Origin of the sequence: Ralstonia pickettii (assembly GCF_000607165.1) — a bacterium.
Taxonomy (GTDB): domain Bacteria; phylum Pseudomonadota; class Gammaproteobacteria; order Burkholderiales; family Burkholderiaceae; genus Ralstonia; species Ralstonia holmesii.
This window is the reverse complement of the sequence record NZ_JFZG01000006.1, coordinates 163,690-176,159: the sequence shown is the minus strand read 5'-3', so window position 1 is coordinate 176,159 and position 12,470 is coordinate 163,690. Positions and strand designations below refer to the sequence as shown.

General features: G+C 63.4%; 15 protein-coding genes. 10 read left to right on the top strand and 5 right to left on the bottom strand.

The genetic code is table 11. The features are described from left to right. Positions 1-33 precede the first annotated feature (33 nt). From BG83_RS0107010 to ftsB, 8 genes are all read left to right on the top strand, one after another. Entirely contained in the window at positions 34-879 is an 846-nt protein-coding gene (locus tag BG83_RS0107010; RefSeq protein WP_024976051.1) for a transglutaminase family protein, read from the top strand. 83 nt (positions 880-962) lie between these two features. Then, positions 963-1,865, top strand: coding sequence for a peptidase (locus tag BG83_RS0107005; protein WP_024976050.1), 903 nt, complete (start codon positions 963-965; stop codon positions 1,863-1,865). A gap of 15 nt (positions 1,866-1,880) precedes the next feature. Beyond that, complete coding sequence (locus tag BG83_RS0107000) at positions 1,881-2,702, top strand: alpha/beta fold hydrolase (RefSeq protein ID WP_024976049.1); 822 nt, start codon at positions 1,881-1,883, stop codon at positions 2,700-2,702. 91 nt (positions 2,703-2,793) lie between these two features. After that, on the top strand, positions 2,794-4,458 hold the full coding sequence (locus tag BG83_RS0106995) for a CTP synthase (protein ID WP_024976048.1): 1,665 nt from the start codon (positions 2,794-2,796) through the stop codon (positions 4,456-4,458). Between the two features lie 21 nt (positions 4,459-4,479). After that, positions 4,480-5,334: a 3-deoxy-8-phosphooctulonate synthase gene (gene kdsA / locus BG83_RS0106990; RefSeq protein WP_024976047.1), complete on the top strand. Its 855-nt coding sequence runs from the start codon at positions 4,480-4,482 to the stop codon at positions 5,332-5,334. A gap of 74 nt (positions 5,335-5,408) precedes the next feature. Beyond that, positions 5,409-5,699, top strand: coding sequence for a DUF1330 domain-containing protein (locus BG83_RS0106985; protein WP_024976046.1), 291 nt, complete (start codon positions 5,409-5,411; stop codon positions 5,697-5,699). Positions 5,700-5,746: 47 nt separating this feature from the next. Beyond that, on the top strand, positions 5,747-7,030 hold the full coding sequence (eno, locus tag BG83_RS0106980; protein WP_024976045.1) for a phosphopyruvate hydratase: 1,284 nt from the start codon (positions 5,747-5,749) through the stop codon (positions 7,028-7,030). Between the two features lie 91 nt (positions 7,031-7,121). Continuing rightward, on the top strand, positions 7,122-7,457 hold the full coding sequence (gene ftsB / locus BG83_RS0106975) for a cell division protein FtsB (protein WP_024976044.1): 336 nt from the start codon (positions 7,122-7,124) through the stop codon (positions 7,455-7,457). Positions 7,458-7,514: 57 nt separating this feature from the next. Here the strand turns inward: ftsB and BG83_RS0106970 are convergent, their stop codons facing one another. The 3 genes from BG83_RS0106970 to BG83_RS0106960 form a co-directional block, all read right to left on the bottom strand. Continuing rightward, positions 7,515-7,928, bottom strand: coding sequence for a hypothetical protein (locus BG83_RS0106970; RefSeq protein ID WP_024976043.1), 414 nt, complete (start codon positions 7,926-7,928; stop codon positions 7,515-7,517). A gap of 105 nt (positions 7,929-8,033) precedes the next feature. After that, the gene (locus BG83_RS0106965) at positions 8,034-9,047 is read right to left on the bottom strand and encodes an Hsp33 family molecular chaperone HslO (protein WP_024976042.1); all 1,014 of its coding nucleotides are present in this window, start codon (positions 9,045-9,047) and stop codon (positions 8,034-8,036) included. Beyond that, positions 9,044-9,571, bottom strand: coding sequence for a gamma carbonic anhydrase family protein (locus BG83_RS0106960; RefSeq protein WP_004626140.1), 528 nt, complete (start codon positions 9,569-9,571; stop codon positions 9,044-9,046). Before BG83_RS0106960 ends, BG83_RS0106965 begins: the two co-directional genes overlap by 4 nt. A 115-nt stretch (positions 9,572-9,686) precedes the next feature. Between BG83_RS0106960 and BG83_RS0106955 the strand changes: the two genes are divergently transcribed. Together BG83_RS0106955 and BG83_RS0106950 are read left to right on the top strand one after the other, a co-directional pair. After that, on the top strand, positions 9,687-10,529 hold the full coding sequence (locus BG83_RS0106955) for a ferritin-like domain-containing protein (RefSeq protein WP_024976041.1): 843 nt from the start codon (positions 9,687-9,689) through the stop codon (positions 10,527-10,529). 79 nt (positions 10,530-10,608) lie between these two features. Beyond that, complete coding sequence (locus tag BG83_RS0106950; RefSeq protein ID WP_024976040.1) at positions 10,609-11,526, top strand: alpha/beta fold hydrolase; 918 nt, start codon at positions 10,609-10,611, stop codon at positions 11,524-11,526. Positions 11,527-11,535: 9 nt separating this feature from the next. On the opposite strand, the gene BG83_RS0106945 is transcribed toward BG83_RS0106950, so the two are convergent. After that, positions 11,536-11,925, bottom strand: a complete 390-nt coding sequence (locus BG83_RS0106945) for a thiol-disulfide oxidoreductase DCC family protein (protein ID WP_024976039.1) — start codon at positions 11,923-11,925, stop codon at positions 11,536-11,538. Beyond that, positions 11,922-12,467, bottom strand: coding sequence for a DUF4166 domain-containing protein (locus BG83_RS0106940; protein WP_024976038.1), 546 nt, complete (start codon positions 12,465-12,467; stop codon positions 11,922-11,924). The genes BG83_RS0106945 and BG83_RS0106940 overlap by 4 nt, the downstream gene beginning before the upstream one ends. Positions 12,468-12,470 lie beyond the last annotated feature (3 nt).

Here is a 12,470-nt window from a genome sequence, read left to right as displayed (position 1 = left end):
GGGGCGCCATTTTCGGGTGGTGCCCGTGTCATCGTGAAATACCAAATTCGACACACGACGGTCTACCGTTATGCCGAGCCGCTGCGCCACAGCGTGCATGAGCTGCGGCTGACGCCTCGCAGCGGCGAGCTGCAGCAGGTGGACAGCTGGCAGATCCACGCGCCTGGCAACCTCACGCGTGCCACGGACGGTTTCGGCAATGTCGTCCATCACTTCACCCTCGGCAACCGCACGGATGACGTCATCATCGACGCGCGTGGCATTGTCGAGGTGTTTCCTGCGGGCGCGCCCGGCAGCCATCGGTTTGTCGATGCGCCCGGGCAAGGGCGCTATCGCGTGTCGCCGCTGTATTTTCTGAGTGCTACGTCGCTGACTTCCGCGCCGCCCGAGATGATCAACTTTGCGCGCGAGCACGCGCTGGTGCACGGAGACGCGGAATCTGCGGTACGCCTTGCGCAAGCCATCGCCACGCGCGTGAGCTACAAGCCGAACACCACCCACGTTGGCACCACCGCTGCGGAGGCGTTTGGCCTGGGCACGGGCGTATGCCAGGACCAGGCGCAGGTGATGGTCGCGTGCTGCCGGGCGCTGGGTGTCCCGGCGCGCTATGTCAGCGGCTATTTCCATGCCGTGGGCGAAGAGGATCTTGCCAGTCACGCCTGGGCCGACGTTTGCCTCGACGCCGAATCGCACACGTGGTGCAGCATCGATGTCACCCACCAGTGCTTTACCGATGCCCGCCACATCCGGCTGGCAGTCGGGCGCGATTACCAGTCCGCGGCTCCGGTTCGCGGTGTGCGGCAGGGCGGGGGTGCCGAGACGCTGGATGTCAGCATTTCCATCGAGCCATTGCCCGCCGACACTACCCGAGTGAATTGAGCATCTCTTCCAAGCGCGCAGATGGGTTCCGATCGGCGCGCTAGAATGCCTTCAACCCACCGTTTCCGTTTGTTGCTTCGCCCATGACTTATTGCGTCGCCATGCGCCTGGACGCAGGCCTTGTGTTCCTGTCCGACTCCCGCACGAATGCGGGCGTGGACGCCATTTCCACGTTCCGCAAAATGACCGTCTTCGAGCGCGAAGGCGATCGTGTCATGGTGCTGCTGACGGCCGGCAATCTGGCGATCAGTCAGGCGGTGCGCCAAGTGCTGACCGAAGCGCGCGGCAAGCCGCGCTCGCTGTGGACGGCGCGGGACATGTTCGAGGCCGCCACGATTGTTGGCGAGGCCGTGCGCGACGTCTACGACCGCGACGCGGCAGCGCTGGCCAAGGCCAAAATCGACTTCAACGTCAGCATCGTCTTCGGCGGGCAGATCGGCGCAGAGCGGCCGCGCCTGTTCAACGTCTACGCGGCAGGCAACTTCATTGAAGCCACGCCCGAGAATTGCTATTTCCAGATCGGCGAAGCCAAGTACGGCAAGCCGATCATCGACCGCGTGGTCAGCCCGGGGCTGCCGCTGGACGAAGCTGCAAAATGCGCGCTGATTTCGATGGATTCAACGCTGAAATCGAATATTTCCGTGGGCTTGCCGCTGGATCTGCTGGTCTATGAGACCGACTCCCTGCGTGTGACGCGCTTTGTCGCCATCGACGAAGAGAACCCATATTTCACGATGATTCGCGGCACATGGGGCAAGCGCCTGCGCCAGGTGTTTGCCGAAATCGACGATCCGGATTGGGAAACCGGCACTTCGCCTTCGTACCCGTTGCGCCGCGAGGGTCATCCCTCCGCGGAGGTCGGACCCGTGCGCATCGCGCCGCCCGCCGCTGACGCGCCCGCAGTGCCGGAGCGCGCGCCCGGTCCTGCGTTGGAGCAGGTATCCACGATCCAGCGCGTGGCCGGCGGATCGCAGAAGTCGCACTGAGGCACAGGATCTGCGATGCGTGATGTGATGCTTTTTTCGCATGCCAACGGCTTTCCCGTGGGAACGTATCGCAAGATGCTGGGCGTGCTGGGTGACGAATTCGACATCCGCGCCGTGGAGCGTTTTGGGCATGATCCGAGGTTTCCTGTCACCCGTTCCTGGCCAGGTCTTGTGAAGGAGCTGCTCGCCGAAATCGACGCGCAGGCCGAGCCGGTCTGGCTGGTGGGTCATTCGCTGGGCGGCTTCTTGAGTTTGATGGCGGCGCTGCGCCGGCCCGAGCGCGTGCGTGGCGTCGTCATGCTCGATTCGCCGATCATCGCGGGATGGCGCGCCAAGCTGCTGCGCGTGGCGCAATGGCTGGACATCGACGAGAGCCAATCACCTGCTGCAGCGACGAAAAACCGGCGCCATCTGTGGCCCGATCTCGACTCCGTCTGGAGCCACTTCAAGGCCAAACGCAAGTTCGATCGTTGGGACGAAGAGGTGTTGCGCGACTATGTCGAGCACGGCACCGAGCCTACCGGGCGTGACCACGAGCGCACACTGCGCTTCTCGCGCGAAATCGAATACCAAATCTATCGGACATTGCCGACCAACATGGGGCGTAAAGTCGCTGGCGGCACGGCGTTCCCCGTCAGCTTTGTGGCTGGCACGCGTTCGCGCGAGATTCGCCAAGTCGGACTGGGCGCGACCCGGCGCATCGTCGGCGGGAGGCTGCGCTGGATCGAGGGCAGTCATCTTTATCCGATGGAAAAGCCGCTCGAAACGGCCCGGTTGATCCGCGAGTTGATCAACGAAATGCGCGCCAACGCAGGCGCCATGCGGCACGCCGCATAGGCGAGGCTGCCTTGGGGCAAATTCCACCGTTCTGTCACGGATCGGAGAGGGGACCTTTGCTATAATCCGGCTTTCCCCGGCAAGCTAGGTCATGACCAAGTTCGTATTCGTTACCGGTGGCGTAGTGTCCTCACTCGGCAAGGGCATCGCCGCCGCCTCGCTCGCGGCCATTCTCGAGTCGCGCGGCCTCAAAGTCACCCTCCTCAAACTCGATCCTTACATCAACGTCGACCCGGGCACGATGAGCCCGTTCCAGCACGGCGAAGTGTTTGTGACCGAGGACGGCGCAGAAACCGACCTCGATCTTGGCCACTACGAGCGTTTTGTCTCGGCCAAGATGCGCAAGGCGAACAACTTCACCACCGGCCAGATTTACGAATCCGTGATCCGCAAGGAGCGTCGCGGCGAGTATCTCGGCAAGACGGTGCAAGTGATTCCGCATATCACCAACGAAATCCAGGCGTTCATCGAGCGCGGTGCTGCTGCATCGCATGGCGGTAAGGCCGATGTGGCGATCGTGGAAATCGGCGGTACGGTGGGCGATATCGAATCGCTGCCGTTCCTGGAAGCCGCACGTCAGATGAGCCTGCGCCTGGGTCGCAACCAGGTGGCGTTCGCACACCTGACGCTGGTGCCGTTCATTGCCAGCGCCGGCGAGCTGAAGACCAAGCCGACCCAGCACTCGGTGCAGAAGCTGCGCGAAATCGGCGTGCAGCCGACCGCGCTGCTGTGCCGCGCCGACCGCCCGATTCCCGACGATGAGCGCGCGAAGATTTCGCTTTTCGCCAACATGCCGCAGGACGCGGTCATCTCGGTGTGGGATGTCGACACCATCTACAAGATCCCGCAAATGCTCAACGAGCAGGGGCTGGATCGCATCATCTGCGAAGAGCTGCGCATCGAAGCGCCGCCGGCAGACCTGTCGGTGTGGGCGCATATGGTGCACACGCTGGAAAACCCGCAGCACGAGATCACCATCGGCATGGTCGGCAAATATGTTGACCTGACCGAGTCGTACAAGTCGCTGATCGAGGCGCTGCGCCACGCCGGCCTGCATACCTCGACGCGCGTCAATATCGAGTACATCGATTCCGAAGAACTGGAATCGGGCCATACGCAGGTGCTGGACACGCTGGACGCGATTCTGGTGCCGGGCGGCTTCGGCAAGCGCGGTACGGAAGGCAAGATCCGCGCAATTCAGTACGCACGTGAAAAGGGCGTGCCGTACCTGGGCATCTGCCTGGGGATGCAGTTGGCAGTGATCGAATTCGCCCGCCATCTGGCCGGCATGAAAGACGCCAACAGCACGGAATTCAACGACGAGACCGAACACCCGGTGGTCGCGCTCATTACCGAATGGCTGGATCGCGATGGCCGCGTGGAAAAGCGCTCGGCCGACTCCGACCTGGGCGGCACCATGCGCTTGGGCTCGCAGCGCGTGCCGGTGCAATCTGGCACCAAGGCAGCGGCAATCTATGGCGCGGAAGTCAACGAGCGCCATCGTCACCGCTACGAGGTGAACAATCACTACGTGCCTCAGCTGGAAAAGGCCGGGATGATCATCTCCGCGCGCACGCCGTCGGAAAACCTGCCGGAAATGATGGAGCTGCCGGCGTCGATGCACCCGTGGTTCGTCGGCGTGCAGTTCCACCCGGAATTCACCTCGACGCCGCGTGATGGCCACCCGCTGTTCAAGGCCTACGTGGAAGCCGCGCTGGCGCATCACCAGCAGAACACGCAACGCGCTGTCGCCTAAGCGCCGGCACACGGGAACATCATGAAACTCTGCGATTTCGAAGTCGGCCTCGACAAACCGTTCTTCCTGATTGCCGGCACCTGCGTGATCGAATCCGAGCAGATGGCGATCGACACCGCCGGTACGCTCAAGGAGATTACCGGCGAGCTGGGCATTCCGTTCATCTACAAGTCGTCGTTCGACAAGGCGAATCGCTCGTCGGACGCCTCGTTCCGCGGTCTGGGCATGGAAGAGGGGCTGCGCATTCTGGCGGAAGTGCGTCGCCAGGTGGGCGTGCCTGTGCTGACCGACATCCACGAGATCGATGAGATCAAGCCCGTGGCCGAAGTCGTGGACGTGCTCCAGACGCCGGCGTTTCTGTGTCGCCAGACCGATTTCATCCGTGCCTGCGCGCAGAGCGGTAAGCCCGTCAATATCAAGAAGGGCCAGTTCCTCGCGCCGCACGACATGAAGAATGTCATCGACAAGGCGCGTCATGCTGCCCGCGATGCCGGCCTGCCGGAAGACAACTTCATGGCCTGCGAGCGCGGTGCCTCGTTTGGTTACAACAACCTCGTGTCAGACATGCGCTCGCTCGCGATCATGCGAGAGACGGGGGCGCCGGTGGTGTTCGACGCCACGCATTCGGTGCAATTGCCGGGCGGCCAGGGCACCAGCTCGGGCGGCCAGCGCGAGTTCGTGCCGGTGCTGGCACGTGCGGCCATCGCCGCGGGCGTGTCGGGCGTTTTCATGGAAACGCACCCCGATCCCGCATGCGCGAAATCAGACGGTCCGAATGCCGTACCGCTGCGTCGCATGAAAGACTTGCTGTCGGTTCTGAAAGAACTGGATGTGCTCACCAAGCGCAGCGGTTTCCTGGAAAATCAGTTCGACTGATTGACTGATCCCAACCCGACCGGCGGCAGCGTATGCTGCCGTCGTCGTTTGTTGCAGCTTCTGGAGAGAGACACATGGCCGCTGGCTACATCCTCGCGTACGTGGACGTGACAGACCCCGTGCAATACGAACAATACAAAGTGCTGTCGACCAAGGCCATGCAGGCTCATGGCGCGGAGCCGCTGGTGCGCGGCGGCAAGACCGAGCAGCTGGAAGGCGAGTGGAACCCGACGCGTATCGTCGTGCTGAAGTTTGCAAGCTACGATGCTGCGAAGGCGTTTTATGACAGCGAGGAATACCTGGCTGCGCGCGATGCGCGCGCCAAGGCCGCCAAGATGAACATGATTGTGGTCGAAGGCATCTAAGCCCATCGACTGCTTGCGTTAGCTTTAAGACACCAAGAGGGATTTTCATGAGTGCCATCGTAGATATCATCGGTCGCGAAGTGCTGGACTCGCGCGGCAATCCGACTGTCGAATGCGACGTGCTGCTGGAATCGGGCGTGATGGGCCGTGCCGCGGTGCCGTCGGGCGCATCCACCGGCTCGCGCGAAGCCATCGAACTGCGTGACGGCGACAAGTCGCGCTACCTGGGCAAGGGCGTGCTCAAGGCCGTCGAGCATATCAACACCGAAATCTCCGAGGCCATCATGGGCCTGGACGCGTCGGAACAGGCTTTCCTGGATCGCACCCTGATCGATCTGGACGGTACCGAGAACAAGAGCCGCCTGGGCGCAAACGCCATGCTGGCCGTGTCGATGGCTGTTGCCAAGGCTGCTGCCGAAGAAGCCGGTCTGCCGCTGTATCGCTACTTCGGCGGTTCGGGCGCGATGCAGATGCCGGTGCCGATGATGAACATCGTCAATGGCGGTGCACACGCCAACAACAGCCTGGACATCCAGGAATTCATGGTGATGCCGGTCGGCCAGTCGAGCTTCCGTGAAGCCCTGCGCTGCGGCGCAGAGATCTTCCACGCACTGAAGAAGATCCTGGCTGACAAGGGTATGAGCACGGCCGTTGGCGACGAAGGCGGCTTCGCACCGAACTTCGCCAGCAACGAAGAGTGCCTGAACACCATCCTGTCGGCCATCGAGCAAGCTGGCTACAAGGCCGGTGAAGACGTGCTGCTGGCGCTGGACTGCGCTGCTTCCGAGTTCTACAAGGACGGCAAATATCACCTCGAAGGCGAAGGCCTGCAGCTGTCGTCGGAAGATTTCGCCAACTACCTGGCAAATCTGGCTGACAAGTTCCCGATCGTGTCGATCGAAGACGGCATGCACGAGAGCGATTGGGCCGGTTGGAAGGTCCTGACCGAAAAGCTTGGCAAGAAGGTGCAGCTGGTGGGCGACGATTTGTTCGTTACCAACACCAAGATCCTGAAGGAAGGCATCGAGAAGGGCATCGCCAACTCGATCCTCATCAAGATCAACCAGATCGGTACGCTGACCGAGACGTTCGCAGCCATCGAGATGGCCAAGCGCGCCGGCTACACCGCTGTGATCTCGCACCGCTCGGGCGAAACCGAAGACAGCACGATCGCCGATATTGCCGTTGGCACGAACGCTGGCCAGATCAAGACCGGCTCGCTGTCGCGCTCGGATCGCATGGCCAAGTACAACCAGTTGCTGCGTATCGAAGAAGACCTCGGTGATATCGCCAGCTACCCGGGCAAGTCGGCGTTCTATAACCTGCGATAATCCCTCGCAGTTTCGCTCCGCATGACTGTGCGACCGCCGCTTTGGCGGTCGCATGGTATTTGGGGCCCGAGTACCGCCAACGCTTGTCTCTATGCGCCTGATTACGCTGTTCCTGCTGCTGTTGCTGCTTGCTATCCAGTACCCGCTTTGGCTGGGCAAGGGCGGCTGGCTGCGCGTGTGGGACATGCAGAAGCAGGTGACGGCGCAGAATCAGCGCAACGCTGAACTGAAGCAGCGCAACACCAAGCTCGAAGGCGAAGTGAAGGATTTGAAGGAAGGCACGGGCGCCATTGAAGAGCGCGCGCGCTATGAGCTGGGGATGGTGAAAGACGACGAAGGCTTCGTGCAGTTCGTCGCGCCGGCCCCGAAAACCAGCGAAACTCCGCCACCGCCGCCCCCTCCTGCGGGCCAGCAGGCGCATCACTGAGCCAGCTATGCGAACGCATCCTGCAGATGCGCTCGTCTTCAAGACAATTTCCGGGATTTACCAGTAGTACGGATAGCCCCACACGGGTGCCCCGTAGCTGACGCCCCAGTCGCCACGGTGCCGCCATCCGCTGCCGTAGTACACCGAATAGCCTCCGTAGTACGGATACGGCGCGTAGTACGGCGTGGCCGCATAGGCGCGCGCTTCGGCATCGCGTCTGATGGCTTGATCCGATTCGCGCAGCGCCTTGGCATTCAGCGCATCCAGCTTCTTGCGGTCTTCCGCCGACAACGGCGCGGATGCCGCAGCCTGCGTATCGTCCGACAGCCGGGCGGTGTAGGGGGTACCGCCCGGGCCGCGCGGCACGGCAACGCAGGCCGACGCCAGCAGCGCCGCGCCAATCGGCAACGCCAGCGCACCAGCGCGAGAGAGACTCAACGATCGCAAGGACGAGGAAGTGGGCTCAGACATGATGCGCTCCGCAGCAAGCGGCAGATGAAGAAACTGGCGACTTAGAGCGTGGGCGGCACCGATAAGTGCCGCGCGCCACGCGCACTTCATACTATGTCGCCGTGTTCAGTGGCGCTGGTCGGACGCGCCCTGGATGCCTTGCGCGACGGTCTCCTGTGCGAAGAGCTGTGCACAGTCCACGGCGTCGAAGCTGTAGTGCTGGCCGCAGAATTCGCAGTCGATTTCCACCTGGCCGCGCTCTTCCAGAATGCTATCGACCTCGGGTTGGCCCAGCGTACGCAGCATCGATCCCACTCGCAGGCGGGAGCACGAGCAGCGGAACCGCGGGGTTTGCGGCTCGAACATGCGGATGCCGGCCGCTTCCATTTCTTCCCAGTACAGGCGCTTGATGAGCGTGTCGATCGGCTGTTCGAGCAGTTCGTCGCGGCGCAGCGTCTTGCCTAGCTGGCAAACGCGCTCCCACGTGTCGAGATCTTGCTCCTGCACGTCGTGGTGCAGCGGCTGGCCCGTCTCGCCAACTTGCGCAGGGACGTGGGTCGTGCGGCCTTCCATGGTGCCGCCATACGAAGGCAAGCGTTGCAGCAACATGCCCGACGCGACCTTGCCGTCGGCGGCCAGCCACAGGCGCGTGTCGAGCTGCTCAGAGCTTTGCATGTAGTGCTCAAGCACTTCGGTGATGCTGGCAAGCGGCCCGTTCTCATCCGACAGGGGCACAATGCCTTGATACGGCTGCTGGCCCGGCAACTTGTCTTGCGGGTCGAGCGTGATGGCGAAGCGTCCGTTGCCGTGCACGTTGACCATGGCAGCCAGCGTGGCGTCGTCGGCAATCTCGACGCCTTCGGCAATCTTGGCGGTGGCGCGCATCGACAGGTCGGAGTTGCACTCCACGACCAGCATGTGCACCGGGCCGTCACCGTGCAGTTGCATGACGAGCGCGCCGTTGAACTTGAGGTTGGCTGACAGCAGCGCGGCGGCGGCCATCATCTCACCCAGCAGCGTGCTGACCGGGGCAGGGTAGCGGCGGTGGCTCAGCACCTCTTGCCATGTCCCTTCCAGGCGCACCAGTTCACCGCGCACAGGCGCGGCGTCGAATACAAATTTCTTCAGCTCGTCAGTCATCCATCGATCCGTTTCAGTTGCTGCTTGTACATCGCCTGACGCACCGCATACGTTTCGGTGTTCAGGTGCATCTTGGCGATGTCGTCTTCCGTCAGTTTGCGCACAGCCTTGGCGGGCGCACCCAGAATGAGCGTGCCATCTTCGAAGACCTTGCCTTCGGTGACGATCGCGCCCGCGCCCACCAGGCAGTTCTTGCCGATCACCGCGCGATTGAGAACCACCGCCTGGATGCCGATCAGCGAGCCTTCGCCGATCGTGCAACCGTGCAGCATGGCCTGGTGGCCGATCGTCACGCGGTCGCCGATGTTCAGCGGGCAGCCCGGATCGGTGTGCAGCACCGAGCCTTCCTGCACGTTGCTGGCCTCGCCCACGGTAATCGGCTCGTTGTCGCCACGGATGACGGCGCCAGGCCACACGCTCGCACGTGCTTTCAGCTCCACGCGGCCGATGACGGTCGCTTCGGGGGCCACATAGGCGTTTGCGTCAATGGTCGGGGCAACATCGCCGAGTTGGTAGAGGGCCATGCGATCGGTCTCCAGAATCTGCGTAAATGGGGGGAATGGGCGCGTCTTCAAGCTTGCCGAGCGAGGCAGGCCGATGCGTCGAATTAAAATGGCGGAAAGTCCAAATTGTACGCTGATGACCGCTTCGCAGCCTTGCCCCAAAACGCTCCCCAACACGCTGCGCCACGCCGCCTTGGCCGCGCTGTGTCTCACTGATCCGGCCAGCAAGGTGGACGCCACGCTGCGTCTGGGCGAGCGCGCCAAGTGTGCCGACGACGCGAGCTGGGGCATTGACGAAGCCATGGCGGCACCGGAAAGCGGTGTCCCCGGCCGCCCAGGCGCGCCGGTGCTCGTGCCGCCTTCCGAGGTTCCCCGCCGTCGTGCGATCGATACGCCACGTGGTCGGGGCGCGTTGTTGCACGCACTCGCGCACATCGAATTCAATGCCATCAATCTTGCGCTCGACGCCGTGTGGCGTTTTGCGGGGATGCCCGTGGCGTTCTACCAGGACTGGGCGCGTGTGGCCGCTGAAGAGGCCACGCACTTTTCGTTGCTTGCGGCCCACCTGGCAACGCTCGATTGCCGCTACGGCGATCACCCCGCCCACGACGGCTTGTGGCAGATGACGGAGAAAACTGCTGCCGATCCCCTCGCGCGCATGGCGCTGGTGCCGCGCACGCTTGAGGCGCGCGGGCTCGACGCCTCGCCGCCGATTCGTGCCAAGCTGGCCCAGGCAGGAGACATGGCGGCCGCTGGCATCCTCGACATCATCCTGCGCGACGAGATCGGCCACGTTGCGGTCGGCAATCGCTGGTACCGCTGGCTGTGCGAGCGCGCCGGCCTGGACCCCGTGCCAACGTATCGCAAGCTGGCCGAGCAATACGGTGCGCCGCGATTGCGCGGTCCATTCAACCTCGAGGCGCGCCGCCAGGCCGGTTTCGACGACGACGAAATTGCCGCCCTGGAAGCCTCGTTCTAAGCGCAACGGCGTTCCCCATCCGCCGCTATAATCTTCAGAAAAAGAACGATCGTTCGATTTCTATTGGGTGACGGAAACCATGGACTCCACCACACAGCCTGCCGCGCGCCAGGCCTCCCGCTCGACATATCTGCCCGTGCGCGGCCTGCGCTATCACATCCGCGAATGGGGCGAACCCGGTGCGCCCATCCTCTTCCTGTTTCACGGGTGGATGGATGTGTCGGCGTCGTTCCAGTTTCTGGTCGATGCGCTGCGCGAGCGCTGGCATATCGTGGCGCCGGATTGGCGCGGGTACGGCCAGACCGCCCGACCCACCCAGGGCCCCGGCGTCGAGAGCTATTGGTTTGCCGATTACGTGGCCGACCTCGAAGCCATCATCGATCACTATCAGCCGGAAGGGCAGGTGACGCTGGTCGGGCACAGCCTGGGCGCCAACGTGGTTTGCCTGTACGCGGGTATCCGGCCCGAGCGCGTGCGGCGCGTGGTGGATCTGGAGGGCTTCGGCATGTCGGCGTCGAAGGCATCACAGGCGCCGCGGCGCTATGCGCGTTGGCTCGACGAGCTGAAGGACAAGCCGCGCCTGAACACCTACGCCACCGTTGAAGACGTCGCCGCGCGCCTGCAGAAGACCAATCCGCGTCTGCCGTCCGACAAGGCCGCATTCCTCGCGCAACACTGGTCGGGCCAGAACGCCGAGGGCCGCTGGGAAATTCTCGGCGACCCGGCGCACAAGATTATCAATCCGCAGCTTTATCGGCTGGATGAGGTGATGGAAATCTGGCGCTGTGTTACCGCGCCCGTGCTGCACGTCGAGGCAGTCGATTCACTCACGCTGAAGGCCATCGCGGGCGACGTGCCGCTGGCCGAGTTCAAGACACGCTTTGCGGCGTTTCCTGATTTCCGTGAGGTGCTGATTGCAGACGCGGGGCACATGCTGCACCACGATCAGCCGGAGCAGGTGGCCGCGCTGATCGAAGAGTTCTGCTTGCAGCACTGAGCGACAGAGTCAATCGAGAAATCGCCGCGCCGCGCCGGGTGGCGGCAGGATGCAAGTGTCTGACCGCCCAAACCATCGATAGCGATTGCGCGCAACGCGGCGATACAGCGTGTCGCGCAGTGCTGCCGGGATCAACCAGCCGATCCATGCCAACCGCCAGGGCCAGCCGAGCGCATGCAGGATGCGCAGGACGGCGGCGCTTTCACGCCACGCACGGCCGTCCCGCACGAACAGCACGGTATCCACGCCATCCGGACTCACGCCGGCCTGCGCGAGCAACTGCCGTCCGGTCTCGCCCTGCATGGATGCGAAGCGCAGCACGCCTTGCCGATCGTGTCGCAGCAGAAATTGGATGGAGCCGCTGCACAGCAGGCAGTGCGCATCGTAGACAACGATCATTCGTGCTCCATCGTCGTCAGGTCGAGATAACCTCGATACGCCGCAACCACACCCAACAATGGCACGCTGGCGCGTACGTTGAAGTGGAAGCGATCACCCTCGCCGGATTCCTCTGCCAACACGGCCGGCCGCAGCCACGCCGGGCAAGGGATGCCGAGGAAGCGCAAGCCCGCCAGGCGCATCCGCAATACGCCGTGCTCCGCTTCCAGCGCAAAGAACAGACGCACCGCACCGAGCCGTTCCGTGATGCGCCCCTGATGCAGCGACAACGTTGAGCGCATCGTGTGGCGCGGGAAATGGCGCGTCCAGGTTTCTTCCGTGGCTGCGGCGTTGAGCGTGATTCGGATCGGGCCGCGTGTCGATGTGCGCGGCGTGCGGATGCACCAGGCAAGCCCGCGTGCGAGGCGCGAGGCGGGCGGCTCTGTTTCGACTTCACCGTGCAGCGTCACTGCGCCGGTCATTCGGTGGAACGTCTGCACCGCCGGCGCCAGTTGCGCGTATCGCCCGCCAAGCACGGTTTCGTAGAGCGACGGTGCGCGCATGCG

Excerpts from the sequence above, each read along its gene's own strand:
- BG83_RS0107005 (WP_024976050.1), top strand. The coding sequence starts at position 963 with ATGACTTATTGCGTCGCCATGCGCCTGGACGCAGGCCTTGTGTTCCTG.
- BG83_RS0107000 (WP_024976049.1), top strand. The coding sequence starts at position 1,881 with ATGCGTGATGTGATGCTTTTTTCGCATGCCAACGGCTTTCCCGTGGGA.
- BG83_RS0106995 (WP_024976048.1), top strand. The coding sequence starts at position 2,794 with ATGACCAAGTTCGTATTCGTTACCGGTGGCGTAGTGTCCTCACTCGGC.
- kdsA (WP_024976047.1), top strand. The coding sequence starts at position 4,480 with ATGAAACTCTGCGATTTCGAAGTCGGCCTCGACAAACCGTTCTTCCTG.
- BG83_RS0106985 (WP_024976046.1), top strand. The coding sequence starts at position 5,409 with ATGGCCGCTGGCTACATCCTCGCGTACGTGGACGTGACAGACCCCGTG.
- eno (WP_024976045.1), top strand. The coding sequence starts at position 5,747 with ATGAGTGCCATCGTAGATATCATCGGTCGCGAAGTGCTGGACTCGCGC.
- ftsB (WP_024976044.1), top strand. The coding sequence starts at position 7,122 with ATGCGCCTGATTACGCTGTTCCTGCTGCTGTTGCTGCTTGCTATCCAG.
- BG83_RS0106970 (WP_024976043.1), bottom strand. The coding sequence starts at position 7,928 with ATGTCTGAGCCCACTTCCTCGTCCTTGCGATCGTTGAGTCTCTCTCGC.
- BG83_RS0106965 (WP_024976042.1), bottom strand. The coding sequence starts at position 9,047 with ATGACTGACGAGCTGAAGAAATTTGTATTCGACGCCGCGCCTGTGCGC.
- BG83_RS0106960 (WP_004626140.1), bottom strand. The coding sequence starts at position 9,571 with ATGGCCCTCTACCAACTCGGCGATGTTGCCCCGACCATTGACGCAAAC.
- BG83_RS0106955 (WP_024976041.1), top strand. The coding sequence starts at position 9,687 with ATGACCGCTTCGCAGCCTTGCCCCAAAACGCTCCCCAACACGCTGCGC.
- BG83_RS0106950 (WP_024976040.1), top strand. The coding sequence starts at position 10,609 with ATGGACTCCACCACACAGCCTGCCGCGCGCCAGGCCTCCCGCTCGACA.
- BG83_RS0106945 (WP_024976039.1), bottom strand. The coding sequence starts at position 11,925 with ATGATCGTTGTCTACGATGCGCACTGCCTGCTGTGCAGCGGCTCCATC.
- BG83_RS0106940 (WP_024976038.1), bottom strand. The coding sequence starts at position 12,467 with ATGCGCGCACCGTCGCTCTACGAAACCGTGCTTGGCGGGCGATACGCG.